This is a genomic window from Maribellus maritimus, from assembly GCF_022267315.1.
Taxonomy (GTDB): domain Bacteria; phylum Bacteroidota; class Bacteroidia; order Bacteroidales; family Prolixibacteraceae; genus Draconibacterium; species Draconibacterium maritimum.
Genome location: NZ_JAIKLE010000020.1, coordinates 47444 through 61724 on the forward strand (window position 1 = coordinate 47444; position 14281 = coordinate 61724).

The 14281-nt window shown below is 36.1% G+C and carries 16 protein-coding genes; 2 read left to right on the forward strand and 14 right to left on the reverse strand.

Annotated features, from left to right (window positions below; all coding sequences use genetic code 11):
• Positions 1 to 135: 135 nt before the first annotated feature.
• From K5G00_RS17460 to K5G00_RS17470, 3 genes are all read right to left on the reverse strand, one after another.
• Positions 136 to 915 (reverse strand): FecR family protein, encoded by a 780-nt coding sequence (locus K5G00_RS17460; RefSeq protein ID WP_238767471.1) that lies wholly within the window; start codon positions 913 to 915, stop codon positions 136 to 138.
• 274 nt (positions 916 to 1189) lie between these two features.
• A complete protein-coding gene (locus K5G00_RS17465) occupies positions 1190 to 1783 on the reverse strand; it encodes an RNA polymerase sigma-70 factor (protein WP_238767472.1) in 594 nt (197 codons plus the stop codon).
• Between the two features lie 129 nt (positions 1784 to 1912).
• Entirely contained in the window at positions 1913 to 2467 is a 555-nt protein-coding gene (locus tag K5G00_RS17470) for an HD domain-containing protein (RefSeq protein WP_238767473.1), read from the reverse strand.
• A 174-nt stretch (positions 2468 to 2641) separates the two neighbouring features.
• Between K5G00_RS17470 and K5G00_RS17475 the strand changes: the two genes are divergently transcribed.
• The gene (locus K5G00_RS17475; protein ID WP_238767474.1) at positions 2642 to 3112 is read left to right on the forward strand and encodes a CYTH domain-containing protein; all 471 of its coding nucleotides are present in this window, start codon (positions 2642 to 2644) and stop codon (positions 3110 to 3112) included.
• On the opposite strand, the gene K5G00_RS17480 is transcribed toward K5G00_RS17475, so the two are convergent.
• Complete coding sequence (locus tag K5G00_RS17480) at positions 3109 to 3621, reverse strand: DUF3124 domain-containing protein (RefSeq protein ID WP_238767475.1); 513 nt, start codon at positions 3619 to 3621, stop codon at positions 3109 to 3111. The genes K5G00_RS17475 and K5G00_RS17480 overlap by 4 nt on opposite strands.
• Before the next feature lie 145 nt (positions 3622 to 3766).
• Between K5G00_RS17480 and K5G00_RS17485 the strand changes: the two genes are divergently transcribed.
• On the forward strand, positions 3767 to 5764 hold the full coding sequence (locus tag K5G00_RS17485) for a DUF3078 domain-containing protein (RefSeq protein WP_238767476.1): 1998 nt from the start codon (positions 3767 to 3769) through the stop codon (positions 5762 to 5764).
• A gap of 36 nt (positions 5765 to 5800) precedes the next feature.
• Here K5G00_RS17485 and K5G00_RS17490 read toward each other — a convergent pair whose 3' ends face one another.
• The 10 genes from K5G00_RS17490 to K5G00_RS17535 all read right to left on the reverse strand — a co-directional run bounded on the left by K5G00_RS17490 (position 5801) and on the right by K5G00_RS17535 (position 14276).
• Positions 5801 to 6925, reverse strand: a complete 1125-nt coding sequence (locus K5G00_RS17490; RefSeq protein ID WP_238767477.1) for a PAS domain-containing sensor histidine kinase — start codon at positions 6923 to 6925, stop codon at positions 5801 to 5803.
• 146 nt (positions 6926 to 7071) lie between these two features.
• Complete coding sequence (locus K5G00_RS17495; protein ID WP_238767478.1) at positions 7072 to 7362, reverse strand: VOC family protein; 291 nt, start codon at positions 7360 to 7362, stop codon at positions 7072 to 7074.
• Positions 7363 to 7456: 94 nt separating this feature from the next.
• The gene (locus K5G00_RS17500) at positions 7457 to 7903 is read right to left on the reverse strand and encodes a hypothetical protein (RefSeq protein WP_238767479.1); all 447 of its coding nucleotides are present in this window, start codon (positions 7901 to 7903) and stop codon (positions 7457 to 7459) included.
• A 19-nt stretch (positions 7904 to 7922) separates the two neighbouring features.
• Positions 7923 to 8915 carry a metallophosphoesterase family protein gene (locus K5G00_RS17505; RefSeq protein WP_238767480.1) on the reverse strand — a complete coding sequence of 331 codons (993 nt, stop codon included), beginning with the start codon at positions 8913 to 8915 and terminating at the stop codon, positions 7923 to 7925.
• A gap of 100 nt (positions 8916 to 9015) precedes the next feature.
• Positions 9016 to 10455, reverse strand: a complete 1440-nt coding sequence (locus K5G00_RS17510; RefSeq protein ID WP_238767481.1) for an NAD(P)(+) transhydrogenase (Re/Si-specific) subunit beta — start codon at positions 10453 to 10455, stop codon at positions 9016 to 9018.
• 6 nt (positions 10456 to 10461) lie between these two features.
• Complete coding sequence (locus K5G00_RS17515; RefSeq protein WP_158862495.1) at positions 10462 to 10776, reverse strand: NAD(P) transhydrogenase subunit alpha; 315 nt, start codon at positions 10774 to 10776, stop codon at positions 10462 to 10464.
• Between the two features lie 8 nt (positions 10777 to 10784).
• Entirely contained in the window at positions 10785 to 11915 is a 1131-nt protein-coding gene (locus tag K5G00_RS17520; protein ID WP_238767482.1) for a Re/Si-specific NAD(P)(+) transhydrogenase subunit alpha, read from the reverse strand.
• A 180-nt stretch (positions 11916 to 12095) separates the two neighbouring features.
• Positions 12096 to 12824 (reverse strand): hypothetical protein, encoded by a 729-nt coding sequence (locus K5G00_RS17525; protein WP_238767483.1) that lies wholly within the window; start codon positions 12822 to 12824, stop codon positions 12096 to 12098.
• Between the two features lie 138 nt (positions 12825 to 12962).
• The gene (locus K5G00_RS17530; protein WP_238767484.1) at positions 12963 to 13205 is read right to left on the reverse strand and encodes a VF530 family protein; all 243 of its coding nucleotides are present in this window, start codon (positions 13203 to 13205) and stop codon (positions 12963 to 12965) included.
• 24 nt (positions 13206 to 13229) lie between these two features.
• Positions 13230 to 14276 carry a M20 family metallo-hydrolase gene (locus K5G00_RS17535; protein WP_238767485.1) on the reverse strand — a complete coding sequence of 349 codons (1047 nt, stop codon included), beginning with the start codon at positions 14274 to 14276 and terminating at the stop codon, positions 13230 to 13232.
• Positions 14277 to 14281: the final 5 nt, after the last annotated feature.

Genomic DNA, 14281 nt, shown 5'->3' on the forward strand with positions numbered 1-14281 from the left:
TTAATGGTTTAGTTTGTTAAACAAAAAAAATAATTTCACACTTTCAAAAGGAAGGAAACTGACCAGATTTCCTCCCTTTTTGATATAATTGGTTTAAGTTACCCAAATGGTCTTTTTTTATTATTACGAACATATTTATAATGATTCTATAATTATCCCGTTATCTGTTTCATAAAATACAAATTCGTGTGCTTCGTTAAGCAGTTGAAGTATCTTAAACAATGACTCTTCCTCGAAATTTGCTGTAAAACGAAGGTTGCCAATTTTTTCATCTTTAATTATTATCCTTGTTTTGTATCTTCTTTCCAAAGTCAATATGATATGTTTCAATTGTTCGTCATAAAAACTAAGAATGCCTTCTCGCCAGGCAGCAGGTTGTCCCAATTCTGTTCTTTTGATTAAAAATTGACTTCTTTGCTTATTAAAATAGGCTTGTTCTCCCGGGTTTAAAACAACATTATTTTTAGTATTATTATCATCTATTAGTTCTACTTTTCCTTCATATAGGGAGAGCTCTTGTTCTGCCTCTTTGGGAAACGAAATAAGATTAAAGTGTGTTCCCAAAACCTTAGTTGTTAGCCCCTGAGTTTTAACAAGAAATGGCTTATGTGGGTTATGTGCTACTTCAAAGTATCCTTCTCCAATTAGTCTTGCTTCTCTATAATCTCCTTTAAAAGGCTCAACTGTTAAAAGTGCCGATGACGAGTTAAGCCATACTTTTGTTCCATCAGATAAAACAATTTCTTTTACTTCATCAGGACCGGTTTTATATTCAACAATTTTCAAATTATTTTGATTTGAAATAAAGTAATAAAGTCCTATTACGCCTAACGACAAAATTAAAAGAAAGGTTGCAGCAATTTTAAAATTAAACCCTTTAGGGGATTTATGATCTTGATGATATGTGAAACCCAACTTTTTTTCAGTCTTTTCTATTATATTGTTCTTCTCGACCGATGGGAAATAGGAAGACCAGAAACGTTTAATTAAATTGTAATTGTTTTTTTGTTCTTCGTTTAAAATGAGACTTTTTTCGAAAAACTTTTTTTCCTCCTCTGAAATCTCAGAGGTCAAATCTTTTACAATTAATTCATATAGTTTATCTCTGTTCGTCATTTTTCTCATCTAAACTTAAAGACGTCGTGATTTAAAAATGTACCTAAAGAATAAATTATAATTTTTTGATTTTTTAAAAAAGGCTTGCTCTGTTCATGGAAGCCGGTTTTTCACTTGTTTTTTTGGAAATAGAAAGTATTTCTGAAATTTTGTTGACAGCATTTACCAGATGGTTATTTACTGTTTTCTCAGAAACGTCCATAATCTCTGCAATTTCTTTGTATTTCAGTCCGTTTATTTTTGCAAGGGTAAAAGCAAGTTTACATTTAGGAGGGAGTTTATCAATGGCATTGTAAATTAAATTTACCGTTTCTTCTTCTATTAAATCATCTTCCAAAGGCCCTTCGACCGGCAAAAATTTGAAATCTTCAAATTCATCAATAGAAATAATATTTTTATTTTTTGATGATTTTCGGAGGTGGGATAAACAACCGTTTTTTACACTGATAAAGAGATATGATTTGATATTTTTTACTTTTAACAGAGCTTTTCTGTTGTTCCAGATTTTTACAAAAACATCGCTGACTATTTCTTCAGCCGTTTCTTTATCTCTAATAAAACCTATTGCAAAAATTAAAAGATCGTCTGAAGTCAGCTCCATTAGTTGTCTGAATTTTTTTTGATCTCCGGAAGCTATTAACGATTTATTTTTCAGATCGTTTATCATCAAGCTTTAGTTTAAGTCCAGTATTACTTACGTGTATAAAAGTAAAAAATACTCGTTTGTAAAAGTAGTAAACTTATTGAAAATTTTAAAAAAAATATCAAAAAATTCAATGAGCAACTAATATCCCTTTTATAATCCCAGTTCATTGCTGATATCTTTCATCGCGCTTACAGCAAGTTCTGCAAAGTCGTTTAGCGGGATGCCAATTTTTTCGCATTCCAAAATATTTTCACGTTTTACGGAAGCGGCAAAAGCTTTCTGTTTCATTCTTTTGGTAACTGATTTAGTTTTAACTCCTGCTATTTTTTTGTCAGGATAAACCAGTGTTGTTGCCGTAATCAACCCAGTAATCGTTTCGCCGGCGGCCAAAGCATGTTGGAATTCCGTTGTTCTTTCTTTGCCGGTAGCTATCTCGTTGTGCATAACAATGGCATCCAACATTTCATCGCTTATTTTTCCTTTTAAGATTTTTTCAGCATATGGTCCGTGTGTGTACGGATTCGCTTTTGTAATTTCAACATCAATATCATGCAATAAGCCAGCAATGCCCCATTCATCAACGTTTCGATTTAGTTTTTTTGCCATCGCCCTTAAAACTACTTCCGACGCCAAACAATGTTTCCGCATATTTTCCGCAGATATGTTTTTCTCCAGTAATTGAATAGCTTCTGCTCTTGATATCATTTTAAAATCTCCTGTTTTGGTTTTGGCGCTCGTTTTTGTTTTTTATCTGCTTTGTTTGTTTCGCCAATTTATTCAAATAAATGAATCGGGTTAAAAATAGTTAAATAATTTTAACAAAAGAAAATACTTTTTATTCTTTAAAACCCTACTATTTTTACAGCCAAATTAGTAAGTATGGTTGAGATAGAACGAAAATTCCTAGTGACTGCAGAAGGATGGCAGCCAGGGGGGGAAGGTCAGAAACTTGTGCAGGGATATCTTTCAATTGATCCGGAAAGGACAGTAAGGGTGCGTATTGTTGGGGAAAAGTCGTTTTTAACAGTAAAAGGAAAGACAACCGGGATAACGCGAACAGAGTTAGAATATGAAATTCCTTTAAAGGAAGGGGTAATATTGCTTGAAATGTGTTTAAATTTTCCGGTGGAAAAGAGCCGTTTTAAAGAAACGATTGGTGGCCTTTTATGGGAAATTGATGTTTTTGAAGGAGCAAATAAAGGACTGATTCTTGCTGAAGTTGAATTATTGAGTGAACGGCAAAAAATTGATATTCCTGCTTGGGTAGAAAAAGAAGTGTCGGGAGATATACGTTTTTACAACTCTTATTTATCATCCAACCCATTTTCAACATGGAAAAATAAGAGCTAATCGTCGGGGTAATTTTTTCCACTTGTTGTAAAAGAGATTCCCTGATTGCCAGTAGTCCATATCATAACAGCTTCAAATAACGGTTCGTATTTTGGATTTTTTACAGCCCATTCAAAAATAAAGTTTGCACCGCTCCCTCCCAGGTTATCTCTTCTGTGAATAACAATTTCAACTGTTTCCATGGGGGTCAGATATACAGGCGAATCCACATATGAACGGATTAGTTTTCCGTGGGTGTTAAAGTAATCGGCCTTTGTTACAAAAATCGAATCGTTAACGCTGGTGTTTCTTATACTTACCGTAGATGTAAGCAGGTGTTTGGTCTCGTCGGTAAGGTCGTAGATGTCTGAATAAACAGATAAATATGAACGGCCTGTTGACAAACTATTATTTGTAGGAAGCGAAATTTCTCTTTTTGACCAGCCTAACGATTCGCCAATTTTGTTTTCTTTTTCTTTGCTACAGGAAAATAAAAACACCAAAATCAAAAGAAAGATAGTATGTCGCATTAAAATTCTGTATTAATTGTTCTTATTTAAGCCAATTATAAATCGAAATTATTCAAATTTACAATAAACATCATAATTTATTTGAATTTAAAATAACATAAATATTATTTTTGCGTTTTGAAAAAAAGCTTTTAAACAATTTTATATGCGTTCGGAAAAGATAAAAGTTATTTCTTTGGTTTTCTTCCTTCTATATTTTATACCTGTTTCATTTGCACAAAAATCATTGAGTGATAGAGATGCTGAGTTGCTTAACGACGGAATCAATATTCTTAAAAAGTATTTTGTGGAAAAAGGATATTGGCAAACGTCAGATCCTAAACTGGAAAAAGATGTAAAAGGATTGATTCATTTTGTAGAAGATGAGCCAATTGATTCCATTTTGTTTTCGATTGATACAATGACTTACGATTCTTCAGTAAAATTTGTTTTTCGTTTGCCGGAATATGTTCATGACAGCTTGTCTGTGCCTGGTTACTATCCTTACACGAAAGTAAAGCAACATCTCGAAATGTTTGGAGTCAAACTGCAAAGTGAATTTCAAAACAGGGAATTAAAACTACCCGCCGAAAGAACAGCAAGGATAAATCAAGAAGTAAAGCTTGTTCCGCCAGGCGAAGGAATGAAGTTGTTTAACGACTCTGTTTATAAAATGCCCGACAATTTAATTATTCCTGAAGTGATTCCGGATTCGATGCTTGAAAATGAGGTGAACTTTAACCGACTAATGGAATTAGACAGCATCAGGGCCGCATATGTTGAACAAAAACGACTCGAATATAATGATTCAGTCCTTATACAATATCGTGACTCTGTATTAAACCAGTACCGGCAAGAACTTTTTGAAGTTGAGTATAACAAAGGAAAAGAAAAGTTTATTGATTCGATTGAGTTAAATAATTATGCCGTACTTAAAGATTATAATAACTCAGTGATGCAGGCCGTAAATGATTCTATTTTTACGGTTATTAAAGTTCTCTCCCAATACGCCGACTATATTGACACATCGAGGATTGAGATTCAAAATTTATATAACGAACCCTTTCAGATTAGTTTAAGTAATCTTGATAACTATTATCAACGTATCTGGCTCAAAAATGAACAAAATGATTCGTTAAGGTTATTGGTAAAGAATTTGGATAAGAGAACTTTGCAGTTGACAATTGACGATGGAGTCACTTTTTCCAGATTTAAACCAAAAGAAACCAAAGATTTCGATTTTTCGTCACTGAACAGACATTCAATGGGATTAACCGGCGTAGGAAAACAATATGAAGTTCAGACTCCATGGACAATTACCGGAGACGGAACAGTCGGTTTTTCACAAACATATCTCGATAATTGGAAGAAAGGGGGGCAGAGTGCACTTTCGTTGCTTATTGTTTTAAAAGGTGCTGCAAATTATTCCCGGGCTGATGGCAAAGTAAAATGGGAAAATTCTGCTGAAATCAGAAATGGTTGGTTACGCCCGGGAGGAGATGAGTCCGAATTGCAAAAAAACGATGATAAGTTTGAATTAACTTCACGGTTCGGAGTAAGTGCTTTTAAAAAATGGTACTACAGTGCGGAGTTTAACTACGAAACGCAATTTTTCAAGGGGTATAAATATCCAACCTCTGATTATCCGGATCCAATTTCTGCTTTTATGGCACCCGCAAAAACTTTCCTGAAATTAGGTTTGGATTACAAGCCAAATAAGGAGTTTTCACTTTTTCTTTCCCCTTTAACTGTAAAAAATGTTTATGTGAGAGATACTTCACTGATTGATCAGACAAAATACAGTATTGACGAAGACCGGAAAAGCTTTTGGGAGCCGGGTTTAAATGCCGATGTTACATTTAAAAAGGAAATAACAAAAGACATTACATACGAAACCAAGTATAAAATGTTTATCAATTACCAACAGCCTTTTCAGAAGTTTGATGTGAATTGGGAAAATCTGGTTGTGATGAAATTGAACGACTATATTAATATGCGTGTGATGTTACATATGATATACGACGATGATGTTCTGTTTCCAATCTTTGACGACAATGATGTAAAAATAGGAGAAGAACCCAGACTGCAGTTGAAACAGTTTATTTCAATAGGGTTTTCGTATGCAATAAATCATAAAGTTTTGCGGACAAAACGATTGAAATAATTGTCGGGACATGTCCAAATATTATGAGTGATTAAATTAAACTTCTAAATAAAATGTAGTACCGTCTTTTTGCGAACTTTTAAAACTTACTTTACCGCCAAGGTATTTTTCACCTAAAAGTTTCATGCTGTATGTTCCTAACCCTCTTCCTTTGCCTTTGGTTGAAAATGAACGTTTAAAAATTTGAAGTTGAATATCCGGGGCAATAAAATTGTTGTTATGAACTGAAAATTGAATTTTGTTGTTCTTTTTTTCGCAGGAGAGCACAATTTCGGAGTCCGGTAATGAAGCCTCTAATGCATTTTTTAACATATTTCCCAAAATTCTTCGTAAAAGTGCTGAATCTGTTTTTAAAATATAATTTTTCTGTGATTTTTTGATCCTGATTTTTTTACCGGAAGCGATCTCCTGTCTTTCATAGGTATTTTTAAGCCCACTAAAAACAGAAAGGATATCTGCTTCAGAAACGGTGACCTTGAGTTCGCCGCGCTCGGCAGCAAGCAACTGGCGTTGCGATGAAATTTCGTAAACCATATTATCTGCCGCACGTTTAAGAATCTCTGTAATTTCTGTCATTTCATCCTGAGATTGCACTTCATTCAAAAGATTTGTCAGATCTAAAATTCCTCCCGCGCTGTTTAAAACATCATGAAAAAACAAACGTTCCAGGTTTTGGCGTCTTTTTTCATCGCTAACATCATTAATGGAAAAAATGGTAAATGCATTACCTGCATATTTATATGGAGTTGAGGTTATCCTCAAATCAAGAGCTTCATTTTTTTTATTTAAAATATTACACTCCTTTACAGACTGCTCTCCAATCTGTGATTCAAGAATTGAATTCACCGCCCCACAGGTTCTGCAGAATTCACTATGTCCACAGCCTCCTTTTACAAGATCGGAATAAATGCAGTCTGTGGCTTCACCAGGCCTTTGACCAAGAACGGATTTTAATTCTTTTTTTCTGAGAAATTGTAAAAAAAGCTTATTGGCAAAAACAATTTGTCTTTCCGGGTTCAATACCACCAGCATTTGAGAAAGTGAATCTGCGAGGGTATTTAAGATTTCATTTTCGCTAAAGATTTTTGATTGTTCTTCTAATACCTCATAACTCACACGTTCCGGCGCCAATTGTCGAAACTCCTTCCTCTGGTTTATCATTCTCCTTCAAATTATTTGAATAGGTAAGTTATGACTGATTTTTATCAAATTCAAATTTTATTTTTTCTTTAACTGATGGTTTTTTGATTTTTTTACATAGAATTTAGGTGCAGGGGAGGCAGAATTATAGAATATCGTTACAAATCTCAGTCTGTTTTTTTATCGAATTCGATTAGTTCAATTGGAGCTCCATTGTGTTCGATCATTGCAACTCTAATTCCTTCGGAAGGAGGATTCGGAGGTGTAATTATTTTAAAATTGTGTGTTTTTAATTCTTGATCTAAATTTTCAACTTCAAATGCCAGATGCGGTACTTTTTGAATGAGCGGATGAACCGGGCAGTCTTTTTCAAATCGCATCCATTCAATGCCAAAAGAACTTTCAGGAAAACCGGAAACATAAAATTTGAATTGCGGCAAATATCTTTCTCCCTGCATTTTTTCTACTGTCGGAATTCCAAGGTGATGAAATTTCCATCCCCATTTTTCTGTTGCTTACGGTAGTTCGTGGTCTAGTCGATTATTTTTCATTTTAGGAAATCGATTTTATTTCAATTTGTCTTCCCTGGAAATTAATTTTTTTACCAGCTGTTTTTGCTTCCATAAGTTTTCCTACCGGAGAAATAGGAGAAATACAAAGTACAGGGACGTTATTTATTTCAACTTTTCCAAAAGCAACAGAAATGAAATATTTTTCAAAATTGGTTTCAACTAAACTTCCAAATTCTACTTTTTTTAAATTTTTGAGAAGATCGATTTTATTGAGGATTGTCTTTAAATTTTCAGTTTTTGCTAACTGCGCCAAGTTTTTTTCCAACTCCATTTGTACCATAGCTCGTCCGGTTTCATATTTATCGCCAACGCTGCTTTTTGTTTCGTTGTCGCGCGATTCTTTTGCTGCCTGAATGGATTGTTTCAGAAAAGAAATTCGGTCGTCTAACTGACGAATAATTTCGTTTATAATTTCTTCTTTTTTCATTTCGGAAGGTGTTTCCAATTTACGCCGGATTTATTTCAATATGCGTAAAATACCCGGTTGCATTGTGTCCTGAGACTACTTGAGGAATATTATTTTTTAGGTCGATTGCCGGTTGGTGTGTGTGGCCGGCAAAAATGCCCAACAGGTTTTGAGCATTAAAAACTTCATCGTAAAAATGGAATGTTGTTTCTGTATGGCCTCCTTTTCCCCATTGTTCCCGCCTTTCCAACTCATAGTTTTTATCTGATTCTGCACCCCATTCAGGATTTGCGCAGCCATATCCCATCGATCTGCCAGGGATGTACAGCGGAATATGCAAGAACAACAAAAATGGCTTGTCTGTTTTTATTTGTTCTTTTAAAAAAACGAGCTGCTCAGGTTCTATTTCATAAGTAGAATCGTCAATAAAAACCAATTGAAGACCGTTGAATTCGTAGCTTGCAAACAGCGGATTATTTTTTTTATAAAGCGAATTTAAGCGCTTTTCAGTCCAGGTTTTACGCAAATTATTCGAACTGCCTTTCATCCCTTCATAGTGCCAATCGTGATTTCCTGCAATGTAACCATATGGAATTCCTGTTTCTTCCAATTTTTTACCAACCCAATCAATTGCAGCTTCCGAAGGAAAACTAAATATATCGCCGGTTAAAGCCAGGAAATCTGCTTCTTCGTCTTTTGCTCTTTGTAAAGTCTGTTCAAAACTTTGAATTGTTGTTACCTGTTCTCCTGTTTCAAACTGTTCGTTGCTTTTATAAGCACCGGCCATTCTTTTACTGAATTCTTTAAAAGCGTCTCCTCGCTCGTCATCTAACGAAAGATGCGTATCGGTAATATGAAAAATCCGGGTGGTTTTAATGTTTGAGTTTGTATAAATCGAAGCTTTATTCCCTGTTAGCGAAAAAGTATCTCGTATTTCTTTTGTTGCTTTTTGATTGTTTGCTGACAGCGCTTGAGGAAATGTAAATCCAAAACCTGCAAGAGTTGTTGCTTTTAAGAAATTTCTTCTTTTCATTTTTTTTGTGGCTTGTCTGTTTGAAGGTAAATTTAGTTTAAAAAAAGAAAAGGTTTCAATTTAATTGAAACCTTTTCTTTTGACTTTATTTTAAAAGTTGTTACATGCTTTTTATTTCAGTCACTAATTTTTGGATTGAACTTTTTGCATCACCAAACAACATGCGGGTTTTGTCGTTAAAGAACAGGAAGTTTTCAATCCCTGCATAACCTTTACCCATTCCACGTTTCATGATGATGATATTTTTTGCCAGGTGTGCATCGATAATCGGCATTCCGTAAATCGGGCTGCTCGGATCATCGTATGCCGCCGGGTTAACCACGTCGTTTGCTCCTACTACAATGGCAACATCAACGTTTGGCATATCCGGGTTAATATCATCCATTTCAACCAGTTTTTCATACGGAACATCCGCTTCAGCAAGCAGCACATTCATGTGCCCTGGCATACGTCCGGCAACCGGGTGGATAGCATATTTTACTTCAACACCTTTTCCTTCAAGTAAATTGTCTAATTCGTGAGCAATATGTTGAGCCTGGGCAACTGCTAAACCGTATCCTGGAATAACAACTACCTTTTGTGAGTAGCTTAGAAGCACAGCAGCATCGCTTAGTGTAATTTCTTTAATTGTTCCCTGTTCGCGGTCTAAAGCTGCGCCTCCGCCACCAAATGCACCGATAACAACATTAATAAGTGACCGGTTCATTGCTTTGCACATCAAAACCGTTAAAATCATACCGGCTGCTCCAACCAGGATACCGCCCAAAATCATGGCTTCATTGTTATAAATAAAACCTGCCATTGCAGCGGCAATACCTGTAAACGAGTTCAATAATGAAATAACTACCGGCATGTCGGCACCACCAATTGGCATAACAAACATAACTCCGTAAACAAGAGACAGAGCGGTGAGCGTATAAATTGCCCAAAGCATTTCAGCCGGTGGATTTGGTGAAGCAACGATAAAAGCCCCCATTCCTAAAGTAGCTACCAAAAGCACAAGGTTCAGGTATGTCATGAAAGGTTTCATAATATCTCCTACACGACCATCGAGTTTCCCAAATGCAATTAAACTACCGCTAAAAGCAACGGCACCAATGATTAATCCCAATACGGTTACTATGATAGATTGTACATCTCCTGCCATTGCTGCCGGGTATTCCAATAAAGCTACCAACATGGATGCACCTCCACCAGTAGCATTATACAATGATACAAGCTGCGGCATTGCTGTCATTTTAACTTTACGGGCAACCATCCAGCCAATTGCTGCACCTACACCAATGGCAGCAAGTATAATCCAGACGTTTGAAAGAGAAATTCCTTCTCCGTTTGAATTTTTATGTAACAACAAAGTTGTTATCATCGCTAATCCCATTCCTCCTGCTGCCCAAAGGTTTCCCCTTCTGGCAGTTTCGGGGTGGGAGAGTAGTTTTAAACCTACAACAAATAAAAGCGCGGCAATCAGGTAACTTAATTCAAGTAATGTATCGCCAACGGTATAACTCATTCCGTTAAGTGTTCCTAAAACTTTATCCATGATTTCCTACTTTTTTTTCTTTTTAAACATTTCAAGCATTCTGTCGGTAACGGCAAAACCACCAACTACGTTTAATGTCCCAAAAATGAGAGCTAAAATACCCAGTACCAGTTCGAGAGAGAATGAGGAAAGATTGGCATGACCAACAAGAATAATTCCCCCAATAATAATTACACCGCTAATTGCGTTGGCACCCGACATCAAAGGGGTGTGTAACACTGCAGGTACATTGGAAATCACTTCAATACCCAGAAAAATGGATAAAGCAATGATAAAAATGGATTCTTTATATTCAAAGAAAAACTGTAATACTTGTTCCATATCTGGTTCTATTTATTTTCGAATAATGATTTTACACGTTCATTGTAAATTTCTCCGGAATGTGTAATACATGTTCCTTTTACAATGTCATCTTCAAAATTAAGGTTCAATGCACCTTCTTCTGTAATCATGAGTTTCATGAAATTCAGTACGTTTTTACCAAACATTTTACTTGCATCCATGGGCATTTGTGAGGGGTAATTGGATTGGCCAATTATTGAAACTCCTTTATGGATAACTGTTTCGTCATTTTCTGTTAGTTCGCAATTTCCACCTGTTGATGCAGCTAAATCAATAATTACCGAACCGGGCTTCATACGTTCTACTGCTTCTGCCGGCAGTAAGAGCGGTGCTTTCTTGCCCGGAATTTGGGCAGTACAAATTACGACATTTGATTTTGCCGCAATATCGTTAATTGCCTGTTGCTGTTTTTGTTTATACTCTTCAGTTTGTTCAACAGCATATCCTCCGGCGGCTTTGTCCTCGGTAGCACCTTCCACTTCAACAAATTTGCCACCTAAACTTTTTACCTCTTCTTTTACAGCAGAGCGAACATCAAAAACCTGCACTTGTGCTCCTAGTTTTCGCGAAGTCGCAATAGCTTGTAAGCCTGCTACACCAGCTCCAAGTATCAAAACATTTGCAGGACGGATTGTCCCAGCAGCCGTCATAAACATCGGAAAAAATGTTGGAAGTTTTGATGCAGCTTCCAAAACAGCAAGATACCCTGAGACGGTAGCCATTGACGATAAAATATCCATTGCCTGAGCACGAGTTGTTCGTGGAATCAGGTCAAGGCTAAAAGTAGTAACGCCATCTTTCAGAAAAGTTTTAACCAGATCGGTATTCCAAAGCGGATTAAATGCACTAATCCATACCTGACTTTTTTGAATTTTCTGAATATCCTCGTCAGCGGGGGGCTGAATCTGCAGCAAGACATCAGACTTTTTAAATACATCCGCGCGTGAACCAATTTTGGCCCCGGCAGCTTCGTAGTCGCCGTCAGGTGTAAAAGCATTTTCTCCGGCACCTTTTTCAACCAAAACCTCCACTTTCATGTCGGTAAAGGTTTTTACAATTTCAGGAAGTAAAGCTACACGGTTTTCTTTTCCATGCTCTTTTAGTAGTCCAAGAATCATAAATATTTGATTTTGATGTAAATTTTTGTGCAAAGCTAATAAATTAATTCAACCGTTAACGTTAACGGTTGAATTTTTTTGTTATGATATTTAGCAGTTTTATTAACAACTGCCAATCAAAATCAATGGATATCTATCGGGGATCTGGCAAACAGAGAAGTAGAAGGCGTTTCTTCAGTGTCAATTCACCGGGATTTGTATTTGTTCATAGCTCATTTCAACAAAATTAGAGTCAACAGGTAAGAATAATTTTATATAAGACGCCTCTCGAATTGCCGGAAAAAAAACTTTACCCTTTATATTGTGGTTGGGTTCAACTGTTGTTTTTCTAACGGTTGAATTTTCCCATGAATCTCTCATGGTTTCAAGACTTTCTGCTCTCAGCGCATTAACTTCTCTGCCTACCTGAACGCCTTCATAGAGATTGGTACTCAGGTAATCATTATTCGGATTATCGTCTGTAGCTGTTGCAACTCCTGTGGCTACATCAACACTTGCAGCCAGTAAACTCAATCCTACATGGTTGGCTTCTCTGACCCCGGCTTTTGCCAATGATTTTTCGATATCCAGAATTTCATTTTCCGGATTTAAAGCGGTCGTTTCCACTATCGGTTCGCGATAACCATTATATCCTTTCAGCAAAAAATCAGAAGGATCAATTAAAATTGGTAAATTGGATAGGTTGGTAACTGTAAAATTAAACCAATACTGTTCGCCCTGGCAGCGTTCATAACCAACTTCGTAAATAATTCCGTTGAGCGTGTCGGCAACAAATTGTTGTCCGTATAACCATTTTCCTTCGTTTTTATCATGGGGTTGAAGTTTTAAAATATTTTTCGGTCCGTAGCAGGAATTTAGTAAAACAATACTCAATATTAAAATTGCGGGTAAGGTAAATTTTGTTTTCATGACAATTTGTTTTCTGTTTAACGGACGAAAAGCAAACAATATGCCAGAGAATAAAAAAAGAGGAAAAAAACGCGATGTTTCGACAAACTTTACAAATTTGTATGTGAACGAAAGGAAAAGCTTTACAAATGGTAAAACTTATTTTTTTCCGATAGTAGCAATATAAAGCTTTTCAACTTTTTCCCTGGCCCATGGTGTACGTCTGAGAAATTTCAGGCTTGATTTAATGCTGGGATCTTTTCTGAATGAATTAATTTTGATTCGGACTCCCAATTCTTCCCACCCGTAGTAACTGACAAGGTACACAACAATAGCTTCCAGTGTTTTTCCATGAAGTGGATTATTGGGTTGTTCCATATCGTATTTATTATTTTTATTCAAACATTTTTATAACTGGATTGGAAACTATAGTTTAAGCTCTTTAAGAATCTTGATGTATTGTTCAATCCCCATAAAAATTTCGCTTTTGTGGATGTATTCATCAGCTGTATGTGAGCGTGCAGAATCTCCCGGTCCCATTTTTACCGACAGGAAAGGAATAATAGCCTGATCGGAGGTAGTGGGGGAACCATAAATATTTATTCCCATATTTTTTGCCAGTTGAGCAAAGGGATGTAGTTCATTTATTCCCGAAGAATTTAAACGCAGCGATCTTGGCTTAACTTCCGATTCCAATATATCATTGATTATTCTGTAAGCATCCTTGTTCAGATAATGTTCGTTTGTTCGCACATCGGCCACAAAATGGCAAACATCCGGAACTACGTTATGTTGAGTGCCAGCTTCAATTTGTGTAACGCTGATTTTTACTTCTCCCAAAACCTCGGAAACCTTCTCAAATTTAAACCTTCTCAGCTTTTCAATATCATCAAGGGCTTTGTAAAGCGCATTTTCTCCTTCGTCACGAGCTGCGTGTCCTGATTTTCCATGTGCATAACAGTCAAGCACCAGCAATCCTTTTTCAGCAATGGCTAATTCCATTTTTGTAGGTTCACCAATAATTGCAAAATCAACCGGTGCAATTTCCGGCAAAACAATTTCTAATCCCCTGCGTCCCGAAATTTCTTCTTCAGCGGTAGCTGCAAAAATCAAATTGAATGGTAAATCTTTTCTATTGTAAAAATATACAAAAGTAGCAAGCAGGGAAACCAGTGGACCTCCGGCATCATTACTGCCCAAGCCAAAAAGTTTATCGCCGTTTTCTATTGGTTTAAACGGATCAAGGGTGTATCCCTTTGCCGGGCGAACAGTATCAATGTGAGAATCGAGCAAAACAGTCGGCTTTGCCTTATCAAAATATTTATTAAAAGCCCAGGTGTTATTTTGTTTGGTCTTAAACGAAATCTGCTCTTTAGTTAAAAAATTTCGCATAATTTCAGCTGCCTTTTCCTCTTCCTTGCTAAAAGATGGAGTTGAAATCAGCGATTTTAAAAGATGAATATATTTTTCCATATTTT